The following is a 22,960-nucleotide window of genomic DNA, read 5'->3' as shown; positions in this document are numbered from 1 at the left end:
GGCGATGGTCGCGCAGCCCGGGCTGGATGGCGATGCGTTCTGGCGCGCGGCCGGCGCCCGGGCGGTGGCGTTCAGTCGGTCGGCGCGGCGCGCTCGTAGGCCTCGACGATGCGCGCCACCAGCGGATGCCGCACCACGTCGGCCGAGGTGAAGCGCGTGAACGAGATGCCGCGCACGCCGTCGAGCACGTCGAGCGCATCGGCCAGACCGCTGCGCTGGGCACGCGGCAAATCCACCTGCGTGGTGTCGCCGGTGATGACTGCCTTGCTGCCGAAGCCGATGCGGGTGAGGAACATCTTCATCTGCTCGGGCGTGGTGTTCTGCGCCTCGTCGAGGATGACGAAGGCGGTGTTGAGCGTGCGGCCGCGCATGTAGGCGAGCGGCGCGATCTCGATGGTCTGGCGCTCCAGCAGCTTGACGGTCTTGTCGAAGCCGAGCAGGTCGTAGAGCGCGTCGTAGAGCGGGCGCAAGTACGGGTCGACCTTCTGCGCCAGATCGCCGGGCAGAAAGCCGAGCCGCTCGCCGGCCTCGACCGCCGGCCGCGTGAGCACCACGCGCTGCACCGCGTCGCGCTCCAGCGCATCGACCGCGCAGGCCACGGCGAGATAGGTCTTGCCGGTACCGGCCGGGCCGACGCCAAAGGAAATGTCGTGATTGAGGATGGCGCGCAGATAGTCGCGCTGGCGCGGCGTGCGGCCGTGCAGATCGTGCCGGCGGGTGCGCAGGATGGGGCTGGCCGAGTCGTCGAGCGGATGGGGCACGACCGGATTGGCCGGATTGCCGTGGCCCTGGGCATGGCGACGCACGGTGTGGGCCGGTGCGGCGCCGGCGCGCGCGGGCGCCGGACTGGCGGCGGGCGGGTCGGCGTCGGTGCCGGCGGCCTTGCGGCTGGCCGGTGCGGCGGCTTCGGCTTCGGCGGCCTGCTGCGCGGCCGCGCTGGCGCGCGCGTGGCTGGCTTCGACCAGCGCCAGCTGCACGGTGCCGATGTCGATGCGGCCGCGCTGTTCGCCCAGGCCGCGCAGCAGGGCGATGGCCTCGGGCGCACGCCGGCCGTGCACGTCGAAGTGCGCGCCGCGCCGGCTCACGGTGATGTCGAGCGCGGCCTCGATCTGGCGCAGATGCTCGTCGAGCGGGCCGCAGAGTTCGGCGAGGCGGGGGTTGTCGAGCTGGTCGAGGCTGAGTCGCATGCGGTTCTTAGTAGGAGCTGCGCTGGATCGGCGCCTTGAGCGCCAGGTCGAGCAGTTGGGCGCTTTCCTGCACATGGGCGCGCGCTTCGGGCGACAGGCCGCCCAGGCGTGCGGTGCGCAGGCGGGCGAGCAGGCCGGTGGCGCTGGCGCGCGCCACCGAGCGCACATCGGCCGGGGTCGACGGCGCCGGCCGCACCAGCGGATCGGCGAGCCGGCGCAGGTATTCGCGCTGGAGATTGCGGCGCTGCTGCGGGATGTCGGCGCCGCTGGCCAGCTCGGCAAAGATCGCGTCCTGCAGGCGCAGATGCAGCTCGCTCAGGCCGAGCGTGTCGTGCGGATCGGCGGCCGACAGCGGCGCATCGAGCAGGCGCTGGGCCACGCCGTCGGACAGCAGCCGGTCGAGTGCGGCGCGCTGGCCGGCGAGCGCGGCCTGATTGAGCGACAGCGGCTCGGGCGAGTCGTAGCCGCGGATCAGGCCGTCCTGCGCCAGCCGCGCGACGAACTCGGGCTTGAGCCCCTGCGCATTGGGCACGAACAGCGCATCGCGCACCAGCCGCAGCGCCTCGCGCTGGCGCGCCGCCGGCACCGGCGTGTAGGCGGCGCGCGGCGAGCCGGCGTGATCGCGCAGATAGACCACGCCGCCCACGTACTTGGCGGCGATCAGCGCGGCGGCGGTCTGCTGCGCCAGACCGCCGAGCACGTTGCGACGCAGCACGTCATAGCTTTCGCCGGGCAGCAGCGTCTTGGTTTGCAGCCGGTCGAGCAGTTCGCGCGTGAGCTTGATGCGGCGGCGCGCGAACTGGAGCGGATCGCTGCCGAGGTCGCGCGTGTTGACTTCGGGGTCATAGCCTTCGCCGCCGCTGCCGGTGAGCGATTGCGCTTCCTCGTCGGTGCCGTAGGCCAGCTCGGGCTGGACGCTGCCGCGCGCGGCGATGTCGGCCAGCTGGCGCGCCTCGTCGTCGGCCGGCAGCGGCTTGTAGGCGTATTCGATGGCCCAGTAGTCGTACACGCCCAGGCCGGTCATCGAGATGGCGCTCCAGGGCTCGCCTTCGAGCGGCAGGTTGAAGGCGTTGTAGTCCATCACCGAGCCGGAAATCTGCTTCTCGCGCGCGAACTCGGGCTTCTCGATGCTGGCGAGCGGCCAGATGGTGGAGGCGCGGAAGTTGTGCCGCAGGCCGAGCGTGTGGCCGACCTCATGGGTGATGACGTCCTTGAGCACCTGCTTGACCAGCGCCTCGGCTTCGGGGCTGCCGGGCTCGATCTCGCCGCGCAGTTCGGCCAGCTCGAGCGCAAAGCCGAGTTCCTGCAAGGCGTTGCTAGCCTGTTCGCAGAGCAGGCCGGGCTGGGCATGGTCATGGCCGAGGCCGCCTGCAAGCGCTTGCGCGTTGTAGGCGTCGCTGTCGGCGAGCGCCGGGTTGCCGCCCGGCCGGCGCGGCGTCTGCTCGACCGCATAGCGGCGCGGCACCGTCACCCAGCCCTGCGAGACCGCGATGTCGGCATCGAGGATTTCGCCGGTGCGCGGATCGGTGCGGCTCGGGCCGATGGCGAGCGCGCCTTCCTCGGTATCGAGGAACCAGCGGATCGAGGCATGGCGGCTGTCGGCCAGATCGAAGTCGGCGTCTTCCGGCGCCAGCTCGGCCTTGAGCGCATTGCGGAAGCCGATGCGCTCGAAGGCAGCGTTCCACTCGAGCACGCCGGCCTTCACCGTGTCGCGGTAGCGCTCGGGGATGTTGCGGTCGAGGTAGAAGACGATCGGCTTGACCGGCTCGGACAGCTCGGCGGCCGGGTCCTTCTTTTCGAGCCGCCAGCGGTTCACGAAGAACTTGCGCGGCGGCCGCACATCGGTCGGGTCGTCGGCAAAGTCCCAGCGCGCGGTGTTGAAGTGGCCCACGCGGTCGTCGGCGGCGCGCGGCGTCATCGGCTGGGCCGGCAGCGGCGCCAGGCTGTACAGGTAGCCGATCAGAAAGCTGCGCGGATCGGCGATGTTGCGCGGCGTGCTCGGCAGCTGGGTGCCGGGCGGCGGCGGCGTGGCCGGGCCGGCCGGAATGCGCGGCACGGCGTAATGCGCATTGACTTCCACGCTGGTCACCTCGGGCGAGGAGCGCAGCCGGCCGAGGCTGGAATTGCGCGGATCGAAGCTGTAGGGCAGGCGGTAGAGCGTCTCGAACTGGGTGCTGGCGCCGGGGATGTCGCTGAGCAGCAGCGGATTCAGCTCGACCAGCACGCTGCCGCGTTCGGCGCGCGGCTGGCTCGCCACCGCGCTGGCGCCGAGCAGGCTTTCGGCAAAGCTCTGGCCGAGCGCACGCGCGAGCGGCGTGCCGTCGGGCGAGGTGAAGCGCGGATCGCTGGCCACCAGCTGCACCGTGTTGCCGATGCGGCGGAAGCGCACAAGATGGTCGTCGAGCGTCCAGTTGCCGTACACGCGGCGCTCGCCCAGGCCGCGCGTGCGCGAAATGCTGAGCAGGAAGGGCTGCTCGAACTGCGCCGGCGCGATCTCGATCCAGACCTTGTCGTCCTTCTGCCAGAGCGGGAAGAAGCCGTCATGGCGCTGGGCGTCGCGCGTGAGTTCGGCGAAGGGGCGCAGCGCGGGCGTGCCGGGCGCGGGCTGGGCTGCGGCGGTCGGGCCGGGCTGACCAGGCTGACCGGCGGCGGGGCCGGCTTGCGGCGCCGGGGCGACCGGCATGCCGGGGGCGCCTGGAGTGCCCGGCGCGCCCGGTGCCGGTCGCGCGCCGGCCGGTGTCGCCGCCGGCGCCGCACCATTGCCGGGCCGCGCGCTGTCGGCGCTCGGCGTGGCCGCGTCATGGTCCGGCCGCGCAACTGGCGCCGCACAGGCCGACAGCAGCGCCGGCAGTGCCAGGGCGCAGATCAGTCGCGCCAGCGGCGTGCGCCGCGCGGGCGGCAGTTCGGCAGGGTGATGGCGGACGGGCAGGGCAAGCGGGCGGAGTCGGTTCACGTCGGGGCGGGCGGAAATGAGCGGGAAGGGGAAGTGTGCCTGCGCGGCGCGCACGCAAGCCGTGCGCCCGATGCCGGCCGGCACGGCGATGTGACGCCGGCCCATCCCGGCGCCGGCGTCAGCCTTCGGTCGTCACCACTGCGGCACGCAGCGAATGCGGATAGGCCTCGGTGATGGTCACGTCGATCATCTGGCCGATCAACCGCGCCGGCCCGGCGAAATTGACGATGCGGTTGTTCTCGGTACGGCCCATCAGCTCGGCCGGATCGCGCCGGCTCGGGCCTTCGACCAGGATGCGTTGCACCGTGCCCGCCATCGCCGCCGAAATGCGCCGCGCCTCGCCGTCGATGGCGGCTTGCAGCGCTTGCAGCCGCGCCAGCTTGGTCTCGTAGGGCGTGTCGTCTTCCAGGCTCGCGGCCGGCGTGCCCGGGCGCTTGCTGTAGATGAAGCTGAAGCTCGCATCGAAGCGAACGTCGTCGATCAGCTTCATCGTCTGCGCGAAGTCGGCCTCGCTCTCGCCTGGAAAGCCCACGATGAAATCGCTCGACAGCGAGATGTTTGGCCGCACCGCGCGCAGCCGGCGGATCGTGTGCTTGAACTCCAGCGCCGAGTAGCCGCGCTTCATCGCCATCAGGATGCGATCGCTGCCCGACTGCACCGGCAGATGCAGGTGATCGACCAGCTTGTCGATGCGGCCGTAGGCGTCGATCAGCCGCTGGGTGAATTCCTTGGGATGCGAGGTGGTGTAGCGGATGCGCTCGATGCCGGGGATTTCGGCCACGTATTCCAGTAGCAGCGCGAAGTCGGCGATCTCGGCCGTGTCGCCCATCTGGCCGCGCCAGGCGTTCACGTTCTGGCCCAGCAGCGTCACTTCCTTCACGCCCTGGTCGGCGAGGCCGGCGATCTCGGTCAGCACATCGTCGAGCGGCCGCGACACCTCTTCGCCACGCGTGTACGGCACCACGCAGAACGAGCAGTACTTGGAGCAGCCTTCCATGATCGACACGAAGGCGCTCGGGCCTTCCGTGCGCGCCGGCGGCAGGTGATCGAACTTCTCGATCTCGGGAAAGCTGATGTCGACCTGCGACTTGCCGCTTTCGCGCCGGCGCGAAATCAGCTCGGGCAGGCGGTGCAGCGTCTGCGGGCCGAACACCACGTCCACATAGGGCGCACGCGCCACGATGGCTTCACCTTCCTGGCTCGCAACGCAACCGCCCACGCCGATCACGAGGTTGGGATTGGCCAGCTTCAGCGCCCGCACCCGGCCCAGGTCGCTGAAGACTTTTTCCTGCGCCTTTTCACGTACCGAACAGGTGTTGAACAGGATGACATCGGCGTCCTCCGGGTTCTCGGTGCGCTCGCAGGTCTCGGCCATCGCCGCAAAATGTTCGCCGAGCACGTCGGCCATCTTGGCCGAGTCGTAGTCGTTCATCTGGCAGCCGAACGTGCGGATGTAGAGCTTCTTCGTCATGGTGCTGAGGTCTTGCAGAGGTGGCGGACGGCAGCCGAAAGGGCGCCGAAATGCCGCAAGGTGGAATTGAAACGACGTGGCTGGCAGACGCTGCAAAAGCTTGCAGTCATCCCGCAAACAGGTGATAACGGCGGCTGCCGGCGTCGACTCAGGGTTGGGGCCAGGCTGGCAGGGGATCGCTCTGGGCGATCTCCTCATCGGTCAGCAGCCACACGTCGCTGATGGCGCTGTCGCTGCCCAGTCGCAGGCGCGCGACCGAATTGGCCGGCACGCTGGACGGCGTGACGAAGCGGTTGTTGCGGTCGAGGATGCGGGCGCCCGGCGCCAGTCTTACCGCAGTGCCGTACACCGCCAGATGGCTGATGTCGGCGGGCGCGACCCGCGCGCGGCGTGCGTCGTCGGGAATGCGCCGGTTGGCGGCAGCGATGCCAAAGCTGACCGCGAGCGCGGCCACGGCGAGCAGGATTCGAAACGGTTTCAAGGGAGTTCCTGGTTGAAAGGGGGCCTTGAGCCGGCAGGCATGCCAGCGGACGGAGCGCCGGATTCTAGCGATTTCGTCCGATTGCATGACGGAAGCGCCGACTTACTAACCAGATGGCTGCGAGAAAAACAAGTACTCGCATTTCAATCAGTGAGAGCTTTTTCTCGCAATGTGCGATGAAAAATTGTGCGGCGCGCAAGAGCTGACTAGAATCAGCGCAACAAATGAAAAACATTGAACGCCGCCCTACAGCTCCACCTCCGGAGGCCGTAATGACTCAATCCCGTCTCGTCCGAAAGTTTCTCGTTCCGATTCTGGTGGTCTGCGGTACCGCAGGCGCCGGTTTCGCCATCGCCGGTGCCGATTCCAAGTCGCAGGTCCAGTTGGCCGAGCAGCCGCTGGTCATGGCCAATGCCGCCGCGCTGCCGGCGCTGGGCGGCAGCGAAGGCCGCTCGGTCGTCGCAAGTGCGCGCCATGTTGGATCGATCGCCGCGATCTCCACCCGGATGAACACGGCTGTCGACGATGCGCGTCGTGTCACGCATGCACTGGCGGTTGCCACCGCCATCGGCAGCGAGGCTGCCAGCCAGGACGCACTGCTCGAAGCCGACCTTGTCAACGTGCCCGAAGCGTTGCGCGAACCGTCGGCCGCCGCGCTGCTGGCTGCCGGTTTCGTGAGCATGCTGGTCATCGTGCGCCAGCGTCTCAAGCGCTGACATCGGCGGTACGGTCCGGAAGCGATTCGTCGGCGAGTGAACTAGCGTTTGGTAGAACTCGCCCGGGTCGTTAGAATCCGCCCTCTTTGCGGGGTGTAGCGCAGTCCGGTAGCGCGCCTGGTTTGGGACCAGGATGTCGGGGGTTCGAATCCCTCCACCCCGACCAGTTCGGTAACGCGCCTGTTGTCTTCATCGACACCAGGCGCGTTTTTCATTGCGCTGCAACAATCGCGTTCAGCGGTTGTCGCCACCGGCCGCAGCCGCCAGCAGCGCGGCAATCACTTCGCCGCCGGCACCACCTTGCGGATCGATCAGCTGGACATGGGCGAGGAACTTGCGCGCCTCGTCCTCGCGTCCGGCGCGCAGCGAGATGAAGGCCAGCGCCTTGAGCGTGAACAGCCAGAAGCGCGCCGGCCCGGTCTCTGTGAATACCGCGTCGCCCGGCTGTACCAGCTGCCAGTCGGCATTCAGACCGGCCTGCTCGGCCGCCATGTGCAGTCCCTTGCGCGCGGCGCGCTCGGCCAGCGCGAACTGGCGCCGGCTCGCATGGAACTTGTAGAGCAGGTAGTAGGTGGCCAGGCACTCGGGCGCCGAGGCCTGGGCGGTCCAGAGCAGCGCCTCGATCTGCTGAGGCGGCGCGCCAGCGGCCTGTTCGAGCAGACGGCGTACCGACGGCGGCGTATCGCTGCCGAAGTACTCGTCGGAAGAATCACCGGTGAAGAGGTTCATCGCATGCGTCCCGTGGAAGGATCGGCGAATCGCCCGGCGCCACCGGCACGCGGCCGGCGGCGGTCCGGACTCAGCTCCAGAGTTCCGGCGGCGCCAGCAGCCGCTCGACCGTCTTACCGTTTTCGAGATGCTCGTTGAAGATCTCGGGCACGTCGGCGGCAGTCACGTTGCTGTACATCGTGCCTTCCGGATACACGAGAACGTTCGCGCCGGAGTCGCAGGGGCCCAGGCAGCCCGAATACGTGATGGCGACCTTCTCGTAGGCATTGCGCTTCTGCAGCTCGGCCCAGAAGGTTTGCAGCACCTGCGTGGAGCCCTTGGCTGCGCAGCTGCCGCGCGGATGACCGGGCGGGCGTTGCTGGGTGCAAACGAAGACGTGCCGGGCGGGACGGGACATGGCGGACTCCTTGTCGGTCGATTGTTGGAGTTTATGGAGGATGGACAACGAGCCAGCGGGAGCCGGTGCGCGCCGCGCCGGCTCCCGGTCAGACAGTGCTCAGCCGAACTTGAACAGCACGCCGTGGCCGCCGCGCGGGTACTCCCACTGCACGTTCGACAGCTCGGTGCAGATCACGCGGCAGGAGCCGCATTCGAGGCAGCCGTCGGTGATGAGGGTGACCGCGCCATTGCCTTCGGCCTTGTAGCAGGACGCCGGGCAGACGAAGGTGCACGACTGCGTCTGGCAGTCGTTCTTGCACAGGTCCGCATCCTTGATCTTGATGTGCGGACGGCCGTGGTCGACCTTGTAGCGGTTCTGATAAAGCTTTTCTTCGACGTTGACGACGAGGCTCATCGCGTTGCCCTCCAGAGTTTGTAGGCGTCTTTCATGAGACCGACGAGCGAACGGCTCGACCGGAAGCTGGTCCGGATTTCCTTTTCCTTGGTCAGCTTGTCGACGTTGTCGACCGTGAACAGGGTCTTGGCGGCCTTGGCGACAAGCTCCGGATAGGCCGTGAAGAACTGGTTGTTGTTGTGCAGGACCTCCGGCATGTGCCGGTACTTGTGCAGGTCCTTCATCACGAAGCTCGCGTCGAGCTTGTCCTTGTAGAGCTTGAGGTTGGCGGCGGACGTGTCCTTGCCGGCCTTCTTCAGCTCGCCGATGGCTTCACCGGCCAGACGGCCCGAGGTCATCGCCAGATTCGAGCCTTCGCGGTGCGCCGCGTTCACGAAACCGGCCGAGTCGCCGACGATCAGCCAGCCGTTGCCGTAGAGCTGGGGCAGGGCGAAGAAGCCGCCTTCGGGGATCAGGTGCGCCGTGTATTCCTTCATCTCGCCGCCTTCGATCAGCGGGGCGACCGAGGGATGCTTCTTGAGGTTTTCGAGCAGCGTGTAGGGCGAGGTGCGCTTCGGATTCTTCTTGAAATCGTCGAGGATGCAGCCGATGCCGATCGTCACCGATTCCTTGTTCGTGTAGATGAAGCCGGTACCGACCATGCCTTCGGTCACGGTGCCGACCAGCTCGATCACGACGCCTTCTTCTTCCTTGATGTTGAAGCGCTCCTGGATCTTCTCTTCGGGCATGAAGAGGATTTCCTTCACCGCGAGCGCGACGTTCTTGGCCTTGATGTCGGGATGGAAGCCGGCCTTGCGCGCCAGCGTCGAGTTCACGCCATCGGCCAGCACGACCACGTCGGCAAACACGTCGCCGCCTTCGCGGTCGCAGCGCACGCCGACCACGCGGTCGCCGTCCATCAGCAGCTGTTCGACGGTGGTTTCGCAGATGACCAGGGCGCCGGTTTCACGCACCTTGCTGCTGAACCACTTGTCGAACTGCGCACGGATGATCGTGTAGCGGTTGTACGGCGGCTTGTTGTAGTCCTCGGACCGGAAGTGCGAGCCGACGAAGGAGTTGTCGTCGAGCACCCACATGCGCTGCTCGATGATGTGGCGTTCGAGCGGCGCGTCGTCGCGGAAGTCGGGAATGATGCGTTCGAGCGCATCGGAATACAGGATGGCGCCCTGCACGTTCTTCGAGCCCGGCGTCTCGCCGCGTTCGATCTGCAGCACCTTGAGGCCCTGCTTGGCCAGCGTGTACGCCGCGGCGTTGCCCGAGGGGCCGGCGCCGACGACGATCGCGTCAAATCGTTCGTTCATCATGATCGGTTCTCCGGGCTCAGGCCGCGATGCGCGCACGCTGCGCGATGTGGGTCTTGAAGGCTTCGGTCAGCGCGGGCAGCACCTGCATCGCGTTGCCGACGATGCCGTAGTGGGCAAAGTCGAAGATCGGCGCGTTCGGATCGGTGTTGATGGCGATGATGCAGTCGGCGCCTTCCATGCCCACGCGATGCTGGATCGCGCCCGAGATGCCGGCGGCGATGTACAGCTTGGGGCGCACGGTCTTGCCGGTCTGGCCCACTTGGCGCTCGGCTTCGAGCCAACCCGATTGCACGATGGGGCGGGTGCAACCCACTTCGCCGCCGAGCAGCTTGGCCAGGTCGAACACCAGCTTGAAGTTGTCGGCGTTCTTCAGGCCCTTGCCGCCCGAGATGATGACGTCGGCGTATTCGAGCTTGGGCTTGTTGCTGGCCGCGTCGGGGATGAAGTCGAGCAGCTTGGTGACGATGTCGGTCTCGATCAGGCCGAGCGTCGATTCGATGATCTCGATCTTGCCTTCACGGTCGGTCTGGGCGCGCGGCATCTGCATCACGCGCGGACGGATCGTGGCCATCTGCGGGCGATAGGCCAGCGTGACGATCGTGCACAGCAGCGAGCCGCCGAAGGTCGGGCGCGTGGCGGCCAGCGCGCGGTTGCCGTCGATGTTCAGCTCGGTGCAGTCGGCGGTCAGGCCGGTTTGCAGCGTGGTGGCAACCGAGCCGGCCAGGTCGCGGCCCATGGTCGAGGCGCCGAGCAGCATGATCTCGGGCTGGAATTCGTTGACCAGCTTGGTCAGCCCCTTGGTGAAGGGCTCGTTGCGATACCCCTTCAGGATCGGGTCGCGGATGATGTAGCACTTGTCGGCGCCGAAGGTGTAGGCCTCGTCGGCGAACGCGTCGAGCGTTTCGTCCGGGCCGCCCATCAGCACGCCCGACAGCGTGCAGCCGAGCTTGTCGGCCAGCTTGCGGCCTTCGCCGATCAGCTCCCACGACACGGGGTGCACGACGCCGCGGTCATGCTCGATGAACACCCAGACGCCCTTGTAGGCCTTGAGGTGTTCGGGCAGTTCGGTGTTGCGGCCCGCACGTCCGGCGGGCGCAGCCTTCTTTGGTGCTTCGCTCATGGTGTTCTCCAGGCGTGTGGGATTAGACGGAACCGCGCTCGACGAGGTCTTGCTCGAGCAGCGGATGCGCGGTGAAGATCTTCTGCAGCACGTTCAGTGCGGCGTCGCGCGGCGTGGTTTCGTCGAGCAGGATGGTGTCGGCCTTCTCGCTGCGCGGGCTCGGCACGAACACCTTGCTGACGATGGTCGGCGAGCCCTTCAGGCCGATCTTGCTCACGTCCTCGATGCCGGCCGCGTCCTTGTTCCAGAGCTTCATCTGGTAGCGGGCGGCGCGAATCATGTTGTCCATGTTCGCGAAGCGCATCGTGTTGGTGTTCTCGAGCATGGTGATGAGGCTCGGCAGCGCGGTCTTCAGCACCTGCACGCCACCTTCGGCACGGCGCTCGATGGTGATGGTGCGGTTCGTGAGGTCGACATCGACGATGCGCGACACATAGGTGAGCAGCTGGAGGTTCAGGCGCTTCGCGATGCCGGGGCCGACCTGGGCGGTGTCGCCGTCGATGGTCTGCTTGCCGGTGAACACGAGGTCGACCTTCTGTTCCTTGCTGATCGTCGTGATGGCCGACGCGAGCGCATACGAGGTGGCCAGCGTGTCGGCACCCGCAAACGCGCGGTCGGTCACGAGGATGGCGTCGTCTGCACCGAAGGAAATGCACTTGCGCAGCGAATCCTCGGCCTGGGGCGGGCCCATGCAGAGCACGGTCACGCGGCCGCCGAACTTGTCCTTGAGGCGCAGGGCCTCTTCGACGGCGAACAGGTCGTAGGGATTCACGATCGCAGGCACGCCCTGACGCATGATCGTGTTGGTGACCGGATGGACGCGGATCTGCGCCGAATCCGGGACTTGCTTGATGCAGACGACGATGTGCATGTCGTAACTCCTTGGCTTTTTATCTAGTCGGCTCTATCGGCCTCAGGCGCCCTGGGTTGCCGCCTGGGCACCCGGCGGGACGCCGCCTTCACCGCTGGCCGCACGCTTGGCCGGCAGGCTCGACTTGAGGCTGTCGAGCGTGACGTGCTGGTTGCCATCGGCTTCCTGGAACACCTTGAACACCTTCTCCTGCGCGGCCGACGAATTGACGAAGTCTTCGTAGGCCTGGGTCAGGAGCTCGCGATAGCGCGCGAACATCGCCACTTCATCGAGACCTTCGAGATCCGCCTTGCGCAGGTACTGATAGAAGCGCTTGAGGATGTGCAGGCGGTTGACGTTGACGACCGCCTGGTCGTAGCGGACGCCGAAGAAGTTGAGGAAGTCTTCAGCAGCCGACATCTGGGAAAGACGGCGAGTCAGTTCGTCCATGGCGGTTCTCCGATGGAAGGTGGGCGTGGATTGGACGGCCTGGATCTCAGGCCCGATGCAGCGTCACTTCGGGGAACTCAGCCTCGATGTAGAAGCGCTTGAGTTCATCGCTCGTCGGCTCCCGCTTCGTCAGCATCACGTGCTGGCGAATGCGGCCGAGCAATTCGGTGGCCTCGACCGAGCTGAGCAGCAGGCCGAGTCGCGCATAGGCGGCGGTCACGGCGCTGGAGCCCGAGTGCTTGCCGAGAACGGTGCGGTGTTCGCGACCGACCTCGGCAGGGTCGAAGCCTTCGTAGTTGGCGCGGTCCTTGAGCAGGCCGTCGACATGGATGCCGGCTTCGTGAGTGAAGACGGCGTCGCCGACGATGCTCTTGTTGGCCGCCACCGGCCGGCCCGACGCCTGCGCCACCAGGCGCGAGATCGTGGGCATGGCGCGGGTATCGACATGACAGTCGATCGCGTAGAGATGCCGGAGCCCCATCACCACCTCTTCGAGCGCCGCGTTACCGGCTCGCTCGCCAAGGCCGTTGACAGTGGTATTGGCATGGGTTGCGCCCGCGAGCAGGGCGGCGAGCGTGTTCGACGTCGCCAGCCCCAGATCGTTGTGGGCGTGAATTTCGATTTCGATGTCGAGCGCGCTGCGCAGGTTGCGCACATGCTCGAAGGTCGTGAACGGGTCGAGCACGCCGAGCGTGTCGGCATAGCGCACGCGGCGCGCACCGGCGGCCTGGGCCGCTTCGCCGGCCTGGGCCAGAAAGGACTGGTCGGCGCGCGAGGCGTCCTCGAAGCCGACGCTGACGTCCACGCCGGCATCGCGGCCCTTGGCGACCCAGTAGCGGATCTGGTCCAGCACCCAGTCGCGCGAGCGGCGCAGCTTGCGCTCGATCTGCACGTCGGACACGGGGATGGACAGATGACAGATGTCGATCGGGCAGGACAGCGCGGCCTTCAGGTCGCTCTCGCACATGCGGCCCCAGACCATGAGCTTGGCATCGAGCCCGAGACCCGCGATCGAGTGGATGACATCGAGTTCGGTCGCGCCCATCGCGGGGATGCCGATCTCCAACTCGGGCACGCCGGCGGCGTCGAGTGCAAGCGCAATCGCGCGCTTCTCGTCGGCCGTGAATGCGACGCCGGCGGTCTGCTCGCCGTCGCGCAAGGTCGTGTCGTTGATGATCGGGCTCATGGATTCTGGCTCCCTGGTTGCACGCTGATCAGCAAGCGGTGTGCCACGCGTTTGCCATCTATAAGTCATTGATTTAATTGATTAAATTATTCCAATGAGAGCTTGTCGCGTTTGTCGGCTTTGGGACAGCCGGCGGGCCTGAGCGGAGCGGTGGCAAGCGGGTCGCGGCAGGGTTCGGCTGGCTTCAGACGGTGCGATCGCAGGCCATGCGAGGGTGGCGTCGGAGCCGGTTCCAATCGTGCTGCGGCGCGCCTTGATCTGGCTCAAGCCGTGCCCGCGCCAGACCGCAAAACCGGCCCTTGAAAGAAGTAAAGGCGCCACCTCTTATTCAGAAGTGGCGCCTTTGTCGGACCGAAAGGGCATGAGCGCCAGCCCACGCCTCATTGGCGTTTTGTCGTCAATGTTCGCGCGCCAGATTGCGCGTGTGCTTGGGCAGCTCGACCACCAGATCGACTTCGCCGAGCTTGACGCAGCAGGCCAGACGCGAGTCGGGATCAAGGCCCCAGGCGTTGTCGAGCTGGTCTTCTTCCTCGTCATCGGCCGGCTTGACCGAGTTGCGGCCTTCGCGCAGATGCACATGGCAGGTGGCGCAGGCGCAGACCTTCTCGCAGGCATGCTCGATCTCGATGCCGTTGGCGAGCATCGCGTCGACGAGCGACTTGCCCTTCTTGGCTTCGAAGCTCAGGCCTTCGGGACAGAGCTGTGGGTGGGGCAGAACCTTGACGATGGGCATGATGGGCTTCAGTGCTTCAGATGGTCTCGACGGAACGGCCTGCGAGGGCCTTCTGGATGCTGGCATTCATGCGCTTGCCGGCGAACGGCTCGGTGGCCTTGTTGCACACATCGGTGGCTTCGCGCAGCGCCTTGCCTTCGGTCGAGGTTTCGAGCGCGTCGGCCAGGGCGTGCAGGGCATTGCGGATCTGCACGCGCTCGGGCGGGCTGAGCAGGGCTTCGCCATCGATGGCGAGCGCAGCTTCGGTCGCGTCGAGCAGGCGGCGCGCATCGACCTGGGCCTCGCGCAGCATGCGGGCCTTGGCATCCGCCTCGGACTGGCCGAAGGCGTCCATCAGCATGCGGGCCACGTCGTCGTCGGCGAGGCCGTAGGCCGGCTTCACTTCAACGTGCGCTTCGACGCCGCTGACGGTTTCCTTGGCGGTGACGCTGAGCAGGCCGTCGGCATCGATCTGGAAGGTCACGCGAATGCGCGCCGCGCCGGCCGACATCGGCGGAATGCCGCGCAGCACGAATTGCGCGAGCGAGCGGCATTCGGACACCAGCTCGCGTTCGCCCTGGACGACGTGAATCATCATCGCCGTCTGGCCGTCCTTGAAGGTGGTGAAGTCCTGGGCGCGCGCGGTCGGGATGACCGAGTTGCGCGGGATGATCTTCTCGGCCAGACCGCCCATGGTTTCGAGGCCGAGCGACAGCGGACACACGTCGAGCAGCAGCCAGTCGTCGCCACCGCGATTGCCGGCGAGCACGTCGGCCTGGATCGCGGCGCCGATGGCAACCACCTGGTCCGGATCGAGGTTGATCAGCGGTTCCTTGCCGAAGAATTCCTTCGCGGCACGGCGCACGATCGGCATGCGGGTCGAGCCGCCGACCATCACCACGCCGCTGATGTCGGCGAGTTCGACGCCGGCGTCGCGCATGGCCTTGCGCACCGGCTTCATCGTGCGGGCGACCAGCGGGGCGGCCAGCGCGTTGAAGGTTTCGCGCGTCAGCACCTTGTTGACCGCGCAGCTGTCGCAGAGCGTGCAGTTGATCTCGACCGATTCGGCATCGGTCAGCGCTTCCTTGGCGGCGCGGGCATGCGTGAGCAGCAGGCGCACATCCGACGGCGCGCGGCCATCGAGCGCGCAGCCGCCGCTCAGCCACACGGCGATGGCGCGGTCGAAGTCGTCGCCGCCGAGCGCCGAATCGCCATTGGTGGCCAGCACTTCGAACACGCCGCGCGCAAAGCGCAGGATCGAGATGTCGAACGTGCCGCCGCCCAGGTCGTAGATGGCGAACACGCCTTCGGAGCCGTTGTCGAGGCCATAGGCGATCGCGGCCGCGGTCGGTTCGTTGAGCAGGCGCAGCACATGGATGCCGGCGAGGCGCGCGGCGTCCTTGGTGGCCTGGCGTTGCGCGTCGTCGAAGTAGGCCGGCACGGTGATGACCGCGCCAGTGATGTCGCCGCCGAGCGAGGCTTCGCCGCGTTCGCGCAGCACCTTCAGGATCTCGGCCGAGACTTCGACCGGCGTCTTCACGCCGGCAACGGTTTCGGCGCTGACCATGCCGGCACCGTCGACCAGCTTGTAGGTGGCGCTTTCGCCTTCGGCCAGATCGGCCAGCTTGCGGCCCATGAAGCGCTTGACCGACACGATGGTGTTGAGCGGATCAAGGCTTTGCGCGGCCTGGGCGTCATGGCCGACGACGGGACGATAGGCGGTGGCTTCGGACGGCAGATCGAAGCTCGGCGCATTCGGATCGGCAGCGACCGGCGCGGCGACTTCGGCCGGCGGCGTGTAGCGAACCACCGACGGCAGCAGCGCGCGGCCCTCGGCATCGCGCAGCACGCGGGCTTCGCCGCTCATCACCGAGGCGACCAGCGAGTTGGTGGTTCCAAGATCGATGCCGACCGCCAGACGATGCTGGTGCGGCGCGGTACTCAGGCCGGGTTCGGCAATTTGCATCAGGGCCATGGTCGGTTCGCGATTTAGGGTGGGGAGGGGAGAGGTGAATCCGGTTTGGTGTCCGTCCGCCAGGGGAGGGCGGACAGCAAACCCTCCGGACGCCGCTGCGGGTGTCCGGATGCTCGGGCCAGGATTGCAAGGGCTTGCAGAAAGCCCCGTGCGATCTCAGACCGCGAAGCTTTCGCCGCAGCCGCAGGCGGCCGTGACGTTCGGGTTGTTGAACTTGAAGCCCTCGTTGAGGCCTTCGCGCACGAAGTCGAGCTCCGTGCCTTCGAGCATCGTCAGGCTCTTGGGGTCGATGACGACCTTGACGCCGAAGTTCTCGAAGATCAGGTCGGTCGGCTCGGTTTCATCGACGAATTCGAGCGCATACGCAAAGCCCGAGCAGCCGCTGGTCTTGACCGCGAGCCGCAGGCCCACGCCCTTGCCGCGCTTGACGAGCGACTTGGTGATCTGGCGTGCTGCCGGTTCGGTGACGGTGATACCCATGTCCAGCCTCAGACCGAGAACGAGCTGCCGCAGCCGCAGGTGCTGGTGGCGTTGGGGTTCTTGATCACGAAACGCGAGCCTTCGAGGCTGTCTTCGTATTCGATGTTGGCGCCGGCCAGGTATTGCAGGCTCATCGCGTCGACGATGATCGACACGCCGTTGCGCTCGACGCGCAGGTCGTCTTCGTTCATCGTTTCTTCGAACGCGAAGCCGTACTGGAAGCCCGAGCAGCCGCCGCCCGTCACATAGATGCGCAGCTTGAGTTCGGGGTTGCCTTCCTCGGTAATCAGTTCCTGGATCTTGGCCGCGGCCGAGTCCGACATGTTCACCGGGACTTGCGGCGTTTCGACGGGCGCTTCGAGGGTATCGGTGCTCATTGCTGGGTCTCCACGGTGGTGGCTTCGCCGGCGCCGGCGATGGTGATCTTGGTGCGGTAATCGGCGACGGCAGCCTTGATGGCGTCTTCGGCGAGGATCGAGCAGTGGATCTTGACCGGCGGCAGCGCGAGTTCTTCGGCGATGTCGGTGTTCTTGATCGCGAGCGCTTCGTCGAGCGTCTTGCCCTTGACCCATTCGGTCACGAGCGAGCTGGAGGCGATGGCCGAGCCGCAGCCGTAGGTCTTGAACTTCGCGTCCTCGATCACGCCCTGGTCGTTGACCTTGATCTGGAGGCGCATCACGTCGCCGCAGGCGGGCGCGCCGACCATGCCGGTGCCGACGGTGTCGTCGCCGGCTTCCAGCGCGCCAACGTTGCGCGGATTGTCGTAGTGGTCGAGAACCTTGTCGCTGTAAGCCATGTTCCTACTCCCGAAGGTGCATTTGTGATGCGGATTTCAGTGTTCAGCCCACTGGACGGTGGACAGGTCGATGCCTTCGCGATGCATGTCCCAAAGGGGGCTGAGCGCGCGGAGTTTTGCGACCGCGGTGGTGACCTGTTCGATCGTGCGGTCGACTTCGTCCTCGGTCGTGAAACGGCCGATCGAGAAGCGGATGGAGCTGTGAGCCAGCTCGTCGCTGCGGCCCAGGGCGCGCAGGACGTAAGACGGTTCGAGGCTGGCCGAGGTGCAGGCCGAGCCCGACGAGACGGCGACGCCCTTGATGCCCATCAGCAGCGACTCGCCCTCGACGAAGTTGAAGCTGACGTTCAGGTTGTGCGGCACACGCTGTTCCATGTCGCCGTTGAGGAAGACTTCTTCCATGGTGCTCAGGCCGGCCCAGAGGCGGTCGCGCAGGGCGCGGATGCGCTGGTTTTCCTCGGCCATGTGCTGATGTGCCAGGCGATAGGCCTCGCCCATGCCGACGATCTGGTGCACGGCCAGCGTGCCCGAGCGGAAGCCGCGTTCATGACCGCCACCGTGCATTTGCGCCTCGATGCGCACACGCGGCTTGCGACGCACGTACAGCGCGCCAATGCCCTTGGGGCCGTAGGTCTTGTGCGCCGAGAGCGACATCATGTCGACCGGCCACTTCGACAGGTCGATGTCGACCTTGCCCGAGCCTTGCGCGGCGTCCACATGGAACAACACGCCCTTTTCGCGGCACAGATTGCCAAGCTTGACCACGTCCTGCACCACGCCGATCTCGTTGTTCACGAGCATGACCGAGGCGAGGATGGTGTCGGGGCGGATGGCCGCCTTGAAGGCTTCGAAATCGAGCAGGCCGTTTTCGAGCACGTCGAGGTAGGTCACCTCGAAGCCGCTGCGCTCAAGTTCACGCATGGTGTCGAGCACGGCCTTGTGCTCGGTCTTCACGGTGATCATGTGCTTGCCACGGCCGCCGTGGAATTGCGCGGCGCCCTTGATGGCGAGGTTGTTGGACTCGGTCGCACCCGAGGTCCAGACGATTTCGCGGGGGTCGGCGCCAAGCAGTTGCGCCACATGTTCGCGGGCAATCTCGACGGCTTCTTCAGCGGCCCAGCCGTAGGCGTGGCTGCGTGAAGCGGGGTTGCCGAATTGCTCGTACAGGAAGGGCACCATCTTCGCGACGACGCGCGGATCGACCGGAGTGGTGGCTGCGTAATCGAGATAAATCGGACGCTCGATCATGGGGTGGCTCCGTAGGCTGGCAAGTCGTGGATGGACTGCCTACCGCAATCGGTGTGCCACCGTTCCCGGCCTCAAAAAATCTGAGCTAAATCAAGTGCTTGCGAACTTTGCGGGCATGAGGCGAGGCGAAAAACGCGATGTCGTGTTTGTCGCGTATGGGACAAGCCCGGCCCGGTCCCGCGACATTCGGGACGGCTCGGCAAACCACGGTCGACGCGCGGCCTGCGCTGCCGTCGCGGTACGGCATGGGGCGAAGTTGCCCCATTTCGATTCCGGGATTGGCCGTATGGGTGCGCCGATGAGAGGCCGCGAGCGCGGCTTCGAAAAACCGGCGCAACATGCTGCCCGAACCAATCTCCGGGATCATTCGGGATCGGTTCGCAATTGCGGGTTAATGGGGTGGAACTTGCGCTCGATCAAATCATTGGCCTAGGGATGTCCCTTGGTTCGTGGCTTGATCGCCTCTTGGTTCGCTCCTTGCTCAATGGGCTGCCTGCACCAGATCGGCCTCCTATCAGAAATCTGTGGCCGGCAATTGGGCGAAATCAGCAATACAGAAGAATTCGAAGCCCCAGGGCATTGCTGAACGAGAGCACTTGGCGGGGTTTGCGGCCCTCCTATTGGCCGGATCGTTCATCAAGGGGATGTGCACATGCAGGAAGAGTCGAAGTCCACTTCCAGGGCTCGTGTCGAGCTGGTCACGATCTACGCGATCAGCCGGATTCTCAGTTCATCGCTCGACCTCTCGCGAACATTCCGCGAGGCACTGAACGTACTCACGACACACATGGACTTCAGGCGCGGCATGGTCGTGCTCGAAGATCCGGATGGCGGGCTGATGCTCACAAGCTCGGTCGGCATGTCGCTCGAAGAGCGCGAGCTGGGCCATTACCAGGCGGGTGAAGGCGTGATCGGCCGGGTGTATTCCAACGGCGTGCCGGTCGTGGTGCCCGACATCACCGAAGAGCCCGAGTTCGCCAAGGGCACGCAGCCGCCCGAGCCGGGCCAGCGCATCGGTTTTGCCGCCGTGCCCATCAAGTCGAGCCGCGGCGTGCTGGGCGTGCTGGCGATCGACCGGGTCACGACCGGCGTCGGCGGCTTCCGCGACGACCTGCCGCTGCTGACGATGGTGGCGACGCTGATGAGCCAGACCATCGTGCTCAACCGCAATGTCACCGCCGAGCGCGACCAGTGGATGAGCGAGACGCGTCGCCTCAAGCGCGAGCTGAAGGGACGTTTCAACATCGACAACGCCATCGGCCATTCCAAGCGCATGCAGGAAGTGTTTGCCGAGGTGCATCAGGTCGGGCCGTCGCGCAGCACGGTGCTGTTGCGCGGCGAGAGCGGTACCGGCAAGGAAGTCATCGCGCGGGCGGTGCATGAGCTGTCGCCGCGCGCCGGCGCCGCCTTCGTGAAGGTGAATTGCGCCGCGCTGACCGAAAGCCTGCTGGAGTCGGAACTGTTCGGTCACGAGAAGGGCGCGTTCACCGGCGCGGTCGGCGACCGCAAGGGCCGCTTCGAGCTGGCCAACGGCGGCACGCTCTTCCTCGATGAAATCGGCGACATCTCGCCGGCCTTCCAGGCCAAGCTGCTGCGCGTGCTGCAGGAGCGCGAGTTCGAGCGCGTGGGCGGCATCAAGGCGATCAAGGTCGATGTGCGGCTGATCTGCGCGACCAACCGCAATCTCGAAAAGATGGTGGCGGCCGGCACCTTCCGCGCCGACCTGTACTACCGGATCAACGTGGTCAGCATCTTCCTGCCGCCGCTGCGCGAGCGGCGCGAGGACATTCCGCCGCTGGTCACCCACATCCTCGAGCGCTACAACAAGGACAACAAGCGCGAGCTGCGCGTGTCGCCCGATGCCATGCGCGTGCTCTACAACTGCTACTGGCCGGGCAATGTGCGCGAGCTGGAAAACTGCGTCGAGCGCACCGCGACGATGACGCAGGGCAAGGTCATCGAGGCGATGAACTTCCCCTGTTGCAGCGATCGATGTCTGACGCAGATGCTGCACAACGTCGACAAGGACGATGCGGTCGCCGCGGCCCGCCTGCCGGCCGAGGCGGTCATCGCGCCGCCGGTATCGCGCCATGCCCAGCCGCCGGCCGACATCGGCCATGCGGGCGGCGGTGGCTATTCGGGCAGCTATTCCGGCGGCGGTGCGCCGATGCCGGCTTTCCCGCCGATGCCGCGCGAGCCGGTCACCGAAGGCGGCATGCCCGAGTTCGATGGCCGGGCCTTCTCGTCGCGTCCGGCGCCGAGCCGCGCCGAGCCGCAGGACGAGAAGCCGCAGGGCGAGCGCGAGCGTCTGATCTGGGCCATGGAGCGCAGCGGCTGGGTGCAGGCCAAGGCTGCGCGACTGCTCAACATCACGCCGCGCCAGATGGGTTACGCGCTGCAGAAATACCAGATCGAAGTGCGCAAGTTCTAACCCGCGCAGGCTTGTCGGCTTTGTCGTGACCGCGACAAGGCCGACAAGCTGAAAATAAGCCTAAGCAATTGATTTAAAACATTAAATTGAGTGGCATAGAAATCGCTGAATGGTCAATACGCCAAGCCCGGCACCCCATTGACCGATCTGAAAGGAGCAGCGATGCAACCCACGCAAGCCACGACCTCCCCGCAGTCCACCTCGTACATTCAGATCGACGCGTTGAAGACAGGCAGTGCCCTGTCCGAAGCCGCTGAAGTCCCCGCCATCGCAGCTGGCTGCGGCACCACCGGCGGCTCCGGAAAGGCCAGTTGCGGTACGTCCGACGGCCCGGACGACATGCCCCAGGAAGTCTGGGACAAGGTCAAGAACCATCCCTGCTACTCGGAAGAAGCCCACCACCACTACGCGCGCATGCACGTTGCCGTGGCCCCGGCCTGCAACATCCAGTGCAACTACTGCAATCGCAAGTACGACTGCTCGAACGAATCGCGCCCCGGCGTGGTGTCGCAAAAGCTGACGCCCGACCAGGCCGTCAAGAAGGTGCTCGCGGTCGCCAGCGAAATCCCGCAGATGACGGTGCTCGGCATCGCCGGTCCCGGCGACTCGCTCGCCAGCCCGGCCAAGACCTTCGAGACCTTCCGCCAGCTCGCGGAAAAGGCCCCGGACATCAAGCTGTGCCTGTCGACCAACGGCCTGTCGCTGCCCAAGTACGTCGATGAAATCTGCAAGTACAACATCGACCATGTGACTATCACGATCAACATGGTCGATCCGGAAGTCGGCGCCAAGATCTACCCGTGGATCTTCTGGGAACACAAGCGCGTGACCGGCATCGAAGCCGCCCGCATCCTGCACGAACAGCAGATGCTCGGCCTCGAAATGCTGACGGCGCGCGGCGTGCTCACCAAGATCAACTCGGTGCTGATCCCGGGCATCAACGACGAGCACCTGATCCAGGTGAACCAGGAAGTGAAGAAGCGTGGTGCCTTCCTGCACAACATCATGCCGCTCATCTCCGAGCCCGAACACGGCACCTACTTCGGCCTCAACGGCCAACGTGGCCCGTCGGCGCAAGAGCTGAAGGCCGTGCAGGACGCCTGCATGGGCGGCGCGCACCTGATGCGTCACTGCCGTCAGTGCCGTGCCGACGCCGTGGGCCTGCTGGGCGAAGACCGCTCGGAAGAGTTCACCCTCGACAAGATCGAGGAAATGGAAGTCGTGTACGACCTCGACAAGCGCAAGTCGTATCAGGACAAGGTCGAGATCGAACGCAAGGCCCAGCACGACGCGAAGGAAGCCGCTCTGGCCGAAGCCGCTGCCGCCGCTGCTGCCGATGACGGCATGAAGGTGCTCGTCGCTGTCGCCACCAAGGGCGGCGGCCGCGTCAACGAACACTTCGGTCACGTCACCGAGTTCCAGGTCTTCGAAGTCTCGAACACCGAAGCGCTGTTCGTCGGTCACCGTCGCGTCGACCTGTTCTGCCAGGGCGGCTTCGGCGAAGACGAGCAACTGCCGTCGATCGTGCGCGCCATCAACGACTGCCACGCGGTTTTGGTGGCCAAGATCGGCGCCTGCCCGAAGGACGAACTCAAGACGGCCGGCATCGAGCCGATCGACGAGTTCGCCGGCGAGTTCATCGAGAAGGCGGCGCTCAGCTGGTTTGCCGACTACCGCGCTCGCATCGCCAAGGGTGAGATCGAACACAAGGAGCGCGGCGACGCTTCCATCCGCCAAGGTGCCTACACCGCGGAAGCCGCTGCCTAAGCGGCAGGCGCATGGAGTCCGGGTTGCATGGCGCGAACCGGACTCCGAAATTCATCTTTCAACCTTCATCCGACGAGGAGAAACGTCATGTCCCTGAAGATCAAAGGCTCCATGTGCACCGGCTGCTCGGCCTGTGAACCCGAATGCCCGAACGTTGCCATCCGCGAAAAGGGCGGCGTGTTCGTGATCGATCCCAACAAGTGCACCGAGTGCGAAGGCCAGTTCGACGCGCCCCAGTGCGTCGCCGTGTGCCCGGTCGACGACTGCATCGTCAAGGCCTGAGCTTCCGCTCTTGCCACCCCCCTGGAGAG

The 22,960-nt window shown here is 66.1% G+C and carries 22 protein-coding genes and 1 tRNA gene; 5 read left to right on the top strand and 18 right to left on the bottom strand.

The window, feature by feature from the left end:
• Nucleotides 1-71 precede the first annotated feature (71 nt).
• The 4 genes from B9P64_RS02660 to B9P64_RS02645 all read right to left on the bottom strand — a co-directional run bounded on the left by B9P64_RS02660 (nt 72) and on the right by B9P64_RS02645 (nt 6,092).
• Entirely contained in the window at nt 72-1,187 is a 1,116-nt protein-coding gene (locus tag B9P64_RS02660; RefSeq protein ID WP_085314726.1) for a PhoH family protein, read from the bottom strand.
• A gap of 7 nt (nt 1,188-1,194) precedes the next feature.
• The gene (locus B9P64_RS02655) at nt 1,195-4,140 is read right to left on the bottom strand and encodes a zinc-dependent metalloprotease (RefSeq protein WP_139826107.1); all 2,946 of its coding nucleotides are present in this window, start codon (nt 4,138-4,140) and stop codon (nt 1,195-1,197) included.
• 118 nt (nt 4,141-4,258) lie between these two features.
• Nucleotides 4,259-5,611: a tRNA (N6-isopentenyl adenosine(37)-C2)-methylthiotransferase MiaB gene (gene miaB, locus B9P64_RS02650; RefSeq protein ID WP_085314724.1), complete on the bottom strand. Its 1,353-nt coding sequence runs from the start codon at nt 5,609-5,611 to the stop codon at nt 4,259-4,261.
• A gap of 148 nt (nt 5,612-5,759) precedes the next feature.
• Nucleotides 5,760-6,092, bottom strand: a complete 333-nt coding sequence (locus B9P64_RS02645) for a hypothetical protein (RefSeq protein ID WP_139826106.1) — start codon at nt 6,090-6,092, stop codon at nt 5,760-5,762.
• 224 nt (nt 6,093-6,316) lie between these two features.
• On the opposite strand from B9P64_RS02645, the gene B9P64_RS02640 reads away from it, so the two are divergent.
• Entirely contained in the window at nt 6,317-6,808 is a 492-nt protein-coding gene (locus B9P64_RS02640) for a hypothetical protein (RefSeq protein WP_139826105.1), read from the top strand.
• 89 nt (nt 6,809-6,897) lie between these two features.
• Nucleotides 6,898-6,974: transfer RNA gene (locus B9P64_RS02635), tRNA-Pro, on the top strand.
• A gap of 68 nt (nt 6,975-7,042) precedes the next feature.
• Here the strand turns inward: B9P64_RS02635 and B9P64_RS02630 are convergent.
• The 14 genes from B9P64_RS02630 to B9P64_RS02565 all read right to left on the bottom strand — a co-directional run bounded on the left by B9P64_RS02630 (nt 7,043) and on the right by B9P64_RS02565 (nt 18,451).
• The gene (locus tag B9P64_RS02630) at nt 7,043-7,537 is read right to left on the bottom strand and encodes a hypothetical protein (RefSeq protein ID WP_085314721.1); all 495 of its coding nucleotides are present in this window, start codon (nt 7,535-7,537) and stop codon (nt 7,043-7,045) included.
• 70 nt (nt 7,538-7,607) lie between these two features.
• On the bottom strand, nt 7,608-7,934 hold the full coding sequence (locus B9P64_RS02625; RefSeq protein ID WP_085314720.1) for a (2Fe-2S) ferredoxin domain-containing protein: 327 nt from the start codon (nt 7,932-7,934) through the stop codon (nt 7,608-7,610).
• A 99-nt stretch (nt 7,935-8,033) separates the two neighbouring features.
• Nucleotides 8,034-8,330 carry a ferredoxin family protein gene (locus tag B9P64_RS02620; RefSeq protein ID WP_085314719.1) on the bottom strand — a complete coding sequence of 99 codons (297 nt, stop codon included), beginning with the start codon at nt 8,328-8,330 and terminating at the stop codon, nt 8,034-8,036.
• A complete protein-coding gene (locus B9P64_RS02615; RefSeq protein WP_217808635.1) occupies nt 8,327-9,631 on the bottom strand; it encodes an FAD-dependent monooxygenase in 1,305 nt (434 codons plus the stop codon). Before B9P64_RS02615 ends, B9P64_RS02620 begins: the two co-directional genes overlap by 4 nt.
• A gap of 19 nt (nt 9,632-9,650) precedes the next feature.
• Nucleotides 9,651-10,754 carry an electron transfer flavoprotein subunit alpha/FixB family protein gene (locus B9P64_RS02610; RefSeq protein WP_085314717.1) on the bottom strand — a complete coding sequence of 368 codons (1,104 nt, stop codon included), beginning with the start codon at nt 10,752-10,754 and terminating at the stop codon, nt 9,651-9,653.
• A gap of 22 nt (nt 10,755-10,776) precedes the next feature.
• Nucleotides 10,777-11,625: an electron transfer flavoprotein subunit beta/FixA family protein gene (locus tag B9P64_RS02605; protein WP_085314716.1), complete on the bottom strand. Its 849-nt coding sequence runs from the start codon at nt 11,623-11,625 to the stop codon at nt 10,777-10,779.
• 42 nt (nt 11,626-11,667) lie between these two features.
• Nucleotides 11,668-12,054 carry a nitrogenase stabilizing/protective protein NifW gene (gene nifW, locus B9P64_RS02600; protein WP_085314715.1) on the bottom strand — a complete coding sequence of 129 codons (387 nt, stop codon included), beginning with the start codon at nt 12,052-12,054 and terminating at the stop codon, nt 11,668-11,670.
• A gap of 46 nt (nt 12,055-12,100) precedes the next feature.
• Complete coding sequence (nifV, locus tag B9P64_RS02595) at nt 12,101-13,240, bottom strand: homocitrate synthase (RefSeq protein WP_085314714.1); 1,140 nt, start codon at nt 13,238-13,240, stop codon at nt 12,101-12,103.
• Between the two features lie 397 nt (nt 13,241-13,637).
• A complete protein-coding gene (gene fdx / locus B9P64_RS02590) occupies nt 13,638-13,973 on the bottom strand; it encodes an ISC system 2Fe-2S type ferredoxin (RefSeq protein WP_085314713.1) in 336 nt (111 codons plus the stop codon).
• 16 nt (nt 13,974-13,989) lie between these two features.
• Nucleotides 13,990-15,927, bottom strand: coding sequence for a Fe-S protein assembly chaperone HscA (gene hscA, locus B9P64_RS02585; protein WP_085314712.1), 1,938 nt, complete (start codon nt 15,925-15,927; stop codon nt 13,990-13,992).
• Nucleotides 15,928-16,083: 156 nt separating this feature from the next.
• Nucleotides 16,084-16,407, bottom strand: coding sequence for an iron-sulfur cluster assembly protein IscA (gene iscA, locus B9P64_RS02580; RefSeq protein WP_085314711.1), 324 nt, complete (start codon nt 16,405-16,407; stop codon nt 16,084-16,086).
• A gap of 8 nt (nt 16,408-16,415) precedes the next feature.
• Nucleotides 16,416-16,784 carry an iron-sulfur cluster insertion protein ErpA gene (gene erpA / locus B9P64_RS02575; RefSeq protein WP_085314710.1) on the bottom strand — a complete coding sequence of 123 codons (369 nt, stop codon included), beginning with the start codon at nt 16,782-16,784 and terminating at the stop codon, nt 16,416-16,418.
• The gene (gene iscU / locus B9P64_RS02570) at nt 16,781-17,203 is read right to left on the bottom strand and encodes a Fe-S cluster assembly scaffold IscU (RefSeq protein ID WP_085314709.1); all 423 of its coding nucleotides are present in this window, start codon (nt 17,201-17,203) and stop codon (nt 16,781-16,783) included. Before iscU ends, erpA begins: the two co-directional genes overlap by 4 nt.
• A gap of 36 nt (nt 17,204-17,239) precedes the next feature.
• On the bottom strand, nt 17,240-18,451 hold the full coding sequence (locus B9P64_RS02565; RefSeq protein ID WP_085314708.1) for an IscS subfamily cysteine desulfurase: 1,212 nt from the start codon (nt 18,449-18,451) through the stop codon (nt 17,240-17,242).
• 652 nt (nt 18,452-19,103) lie between these two features.
• Here B9P64_RS02565 and nifA point away from each other — a divergent pair.
• The 3 genes from nifA (at nt 19,104) to B9P64_RS02550 (ending at nt 22,931) form a co-directional block, all read left to right on the top strand.
• Nucleotides 19,104-20,882, top strand: coding sequence for a nif-specific transcriptional activator NifA (gene nifA, locus B9P64_RS02560; protein ID WP_085314707.1), 1,779 nt, complete (start codon nt 19,104-19,106; stop codon nt 20,880-20,882).
• Between the two features lie 162 nt (nt 20,883-21,044).
• Nucleotides 21,045-22,649 (top strand): nitrogenase cofactor biosynthesis protein NifB, encoded by a 1,605-nt coding sequence (nifB, locus tag B9P64_RS02555; protein ID WP_085314706.1) that lies wholly within the window; start codon nt 21,045-21,047, stop codon nt 22,647-22,649.
• Between the two features lie 87 nt (nt 22,650-22,736).
• The gene (locus B9P64_RS02550) at nt 22,737-22,931 is read left to right on the top strand and encodes a 4Fe-4S binding protein (RefSeq protein WP_085314705.1); all 195 of its coding nucleotides are present in this window, start codon (nt 22,737-22,739) and stop codon (nt 22,929-22,931) included.
• The last annotated feature ends 29 nt before the right edge of the window (nt 22,932-22,960 follow it).

Origin of the sequence: Derxia lacustris (assembly GCF_002105195.1) — a bacterium.
GTDB classification, from domain to species: Bacteria; Pseudomonadota; Gammaproteobacteria; order Burkholderiales; family Burkholderiaceae_E; genus Derxia; species Derxia lacustris.
Note: the sequence above shows the minus strand (reverse complement) of the source record. Positions and strands in the feature narration are given on the sequence as shown.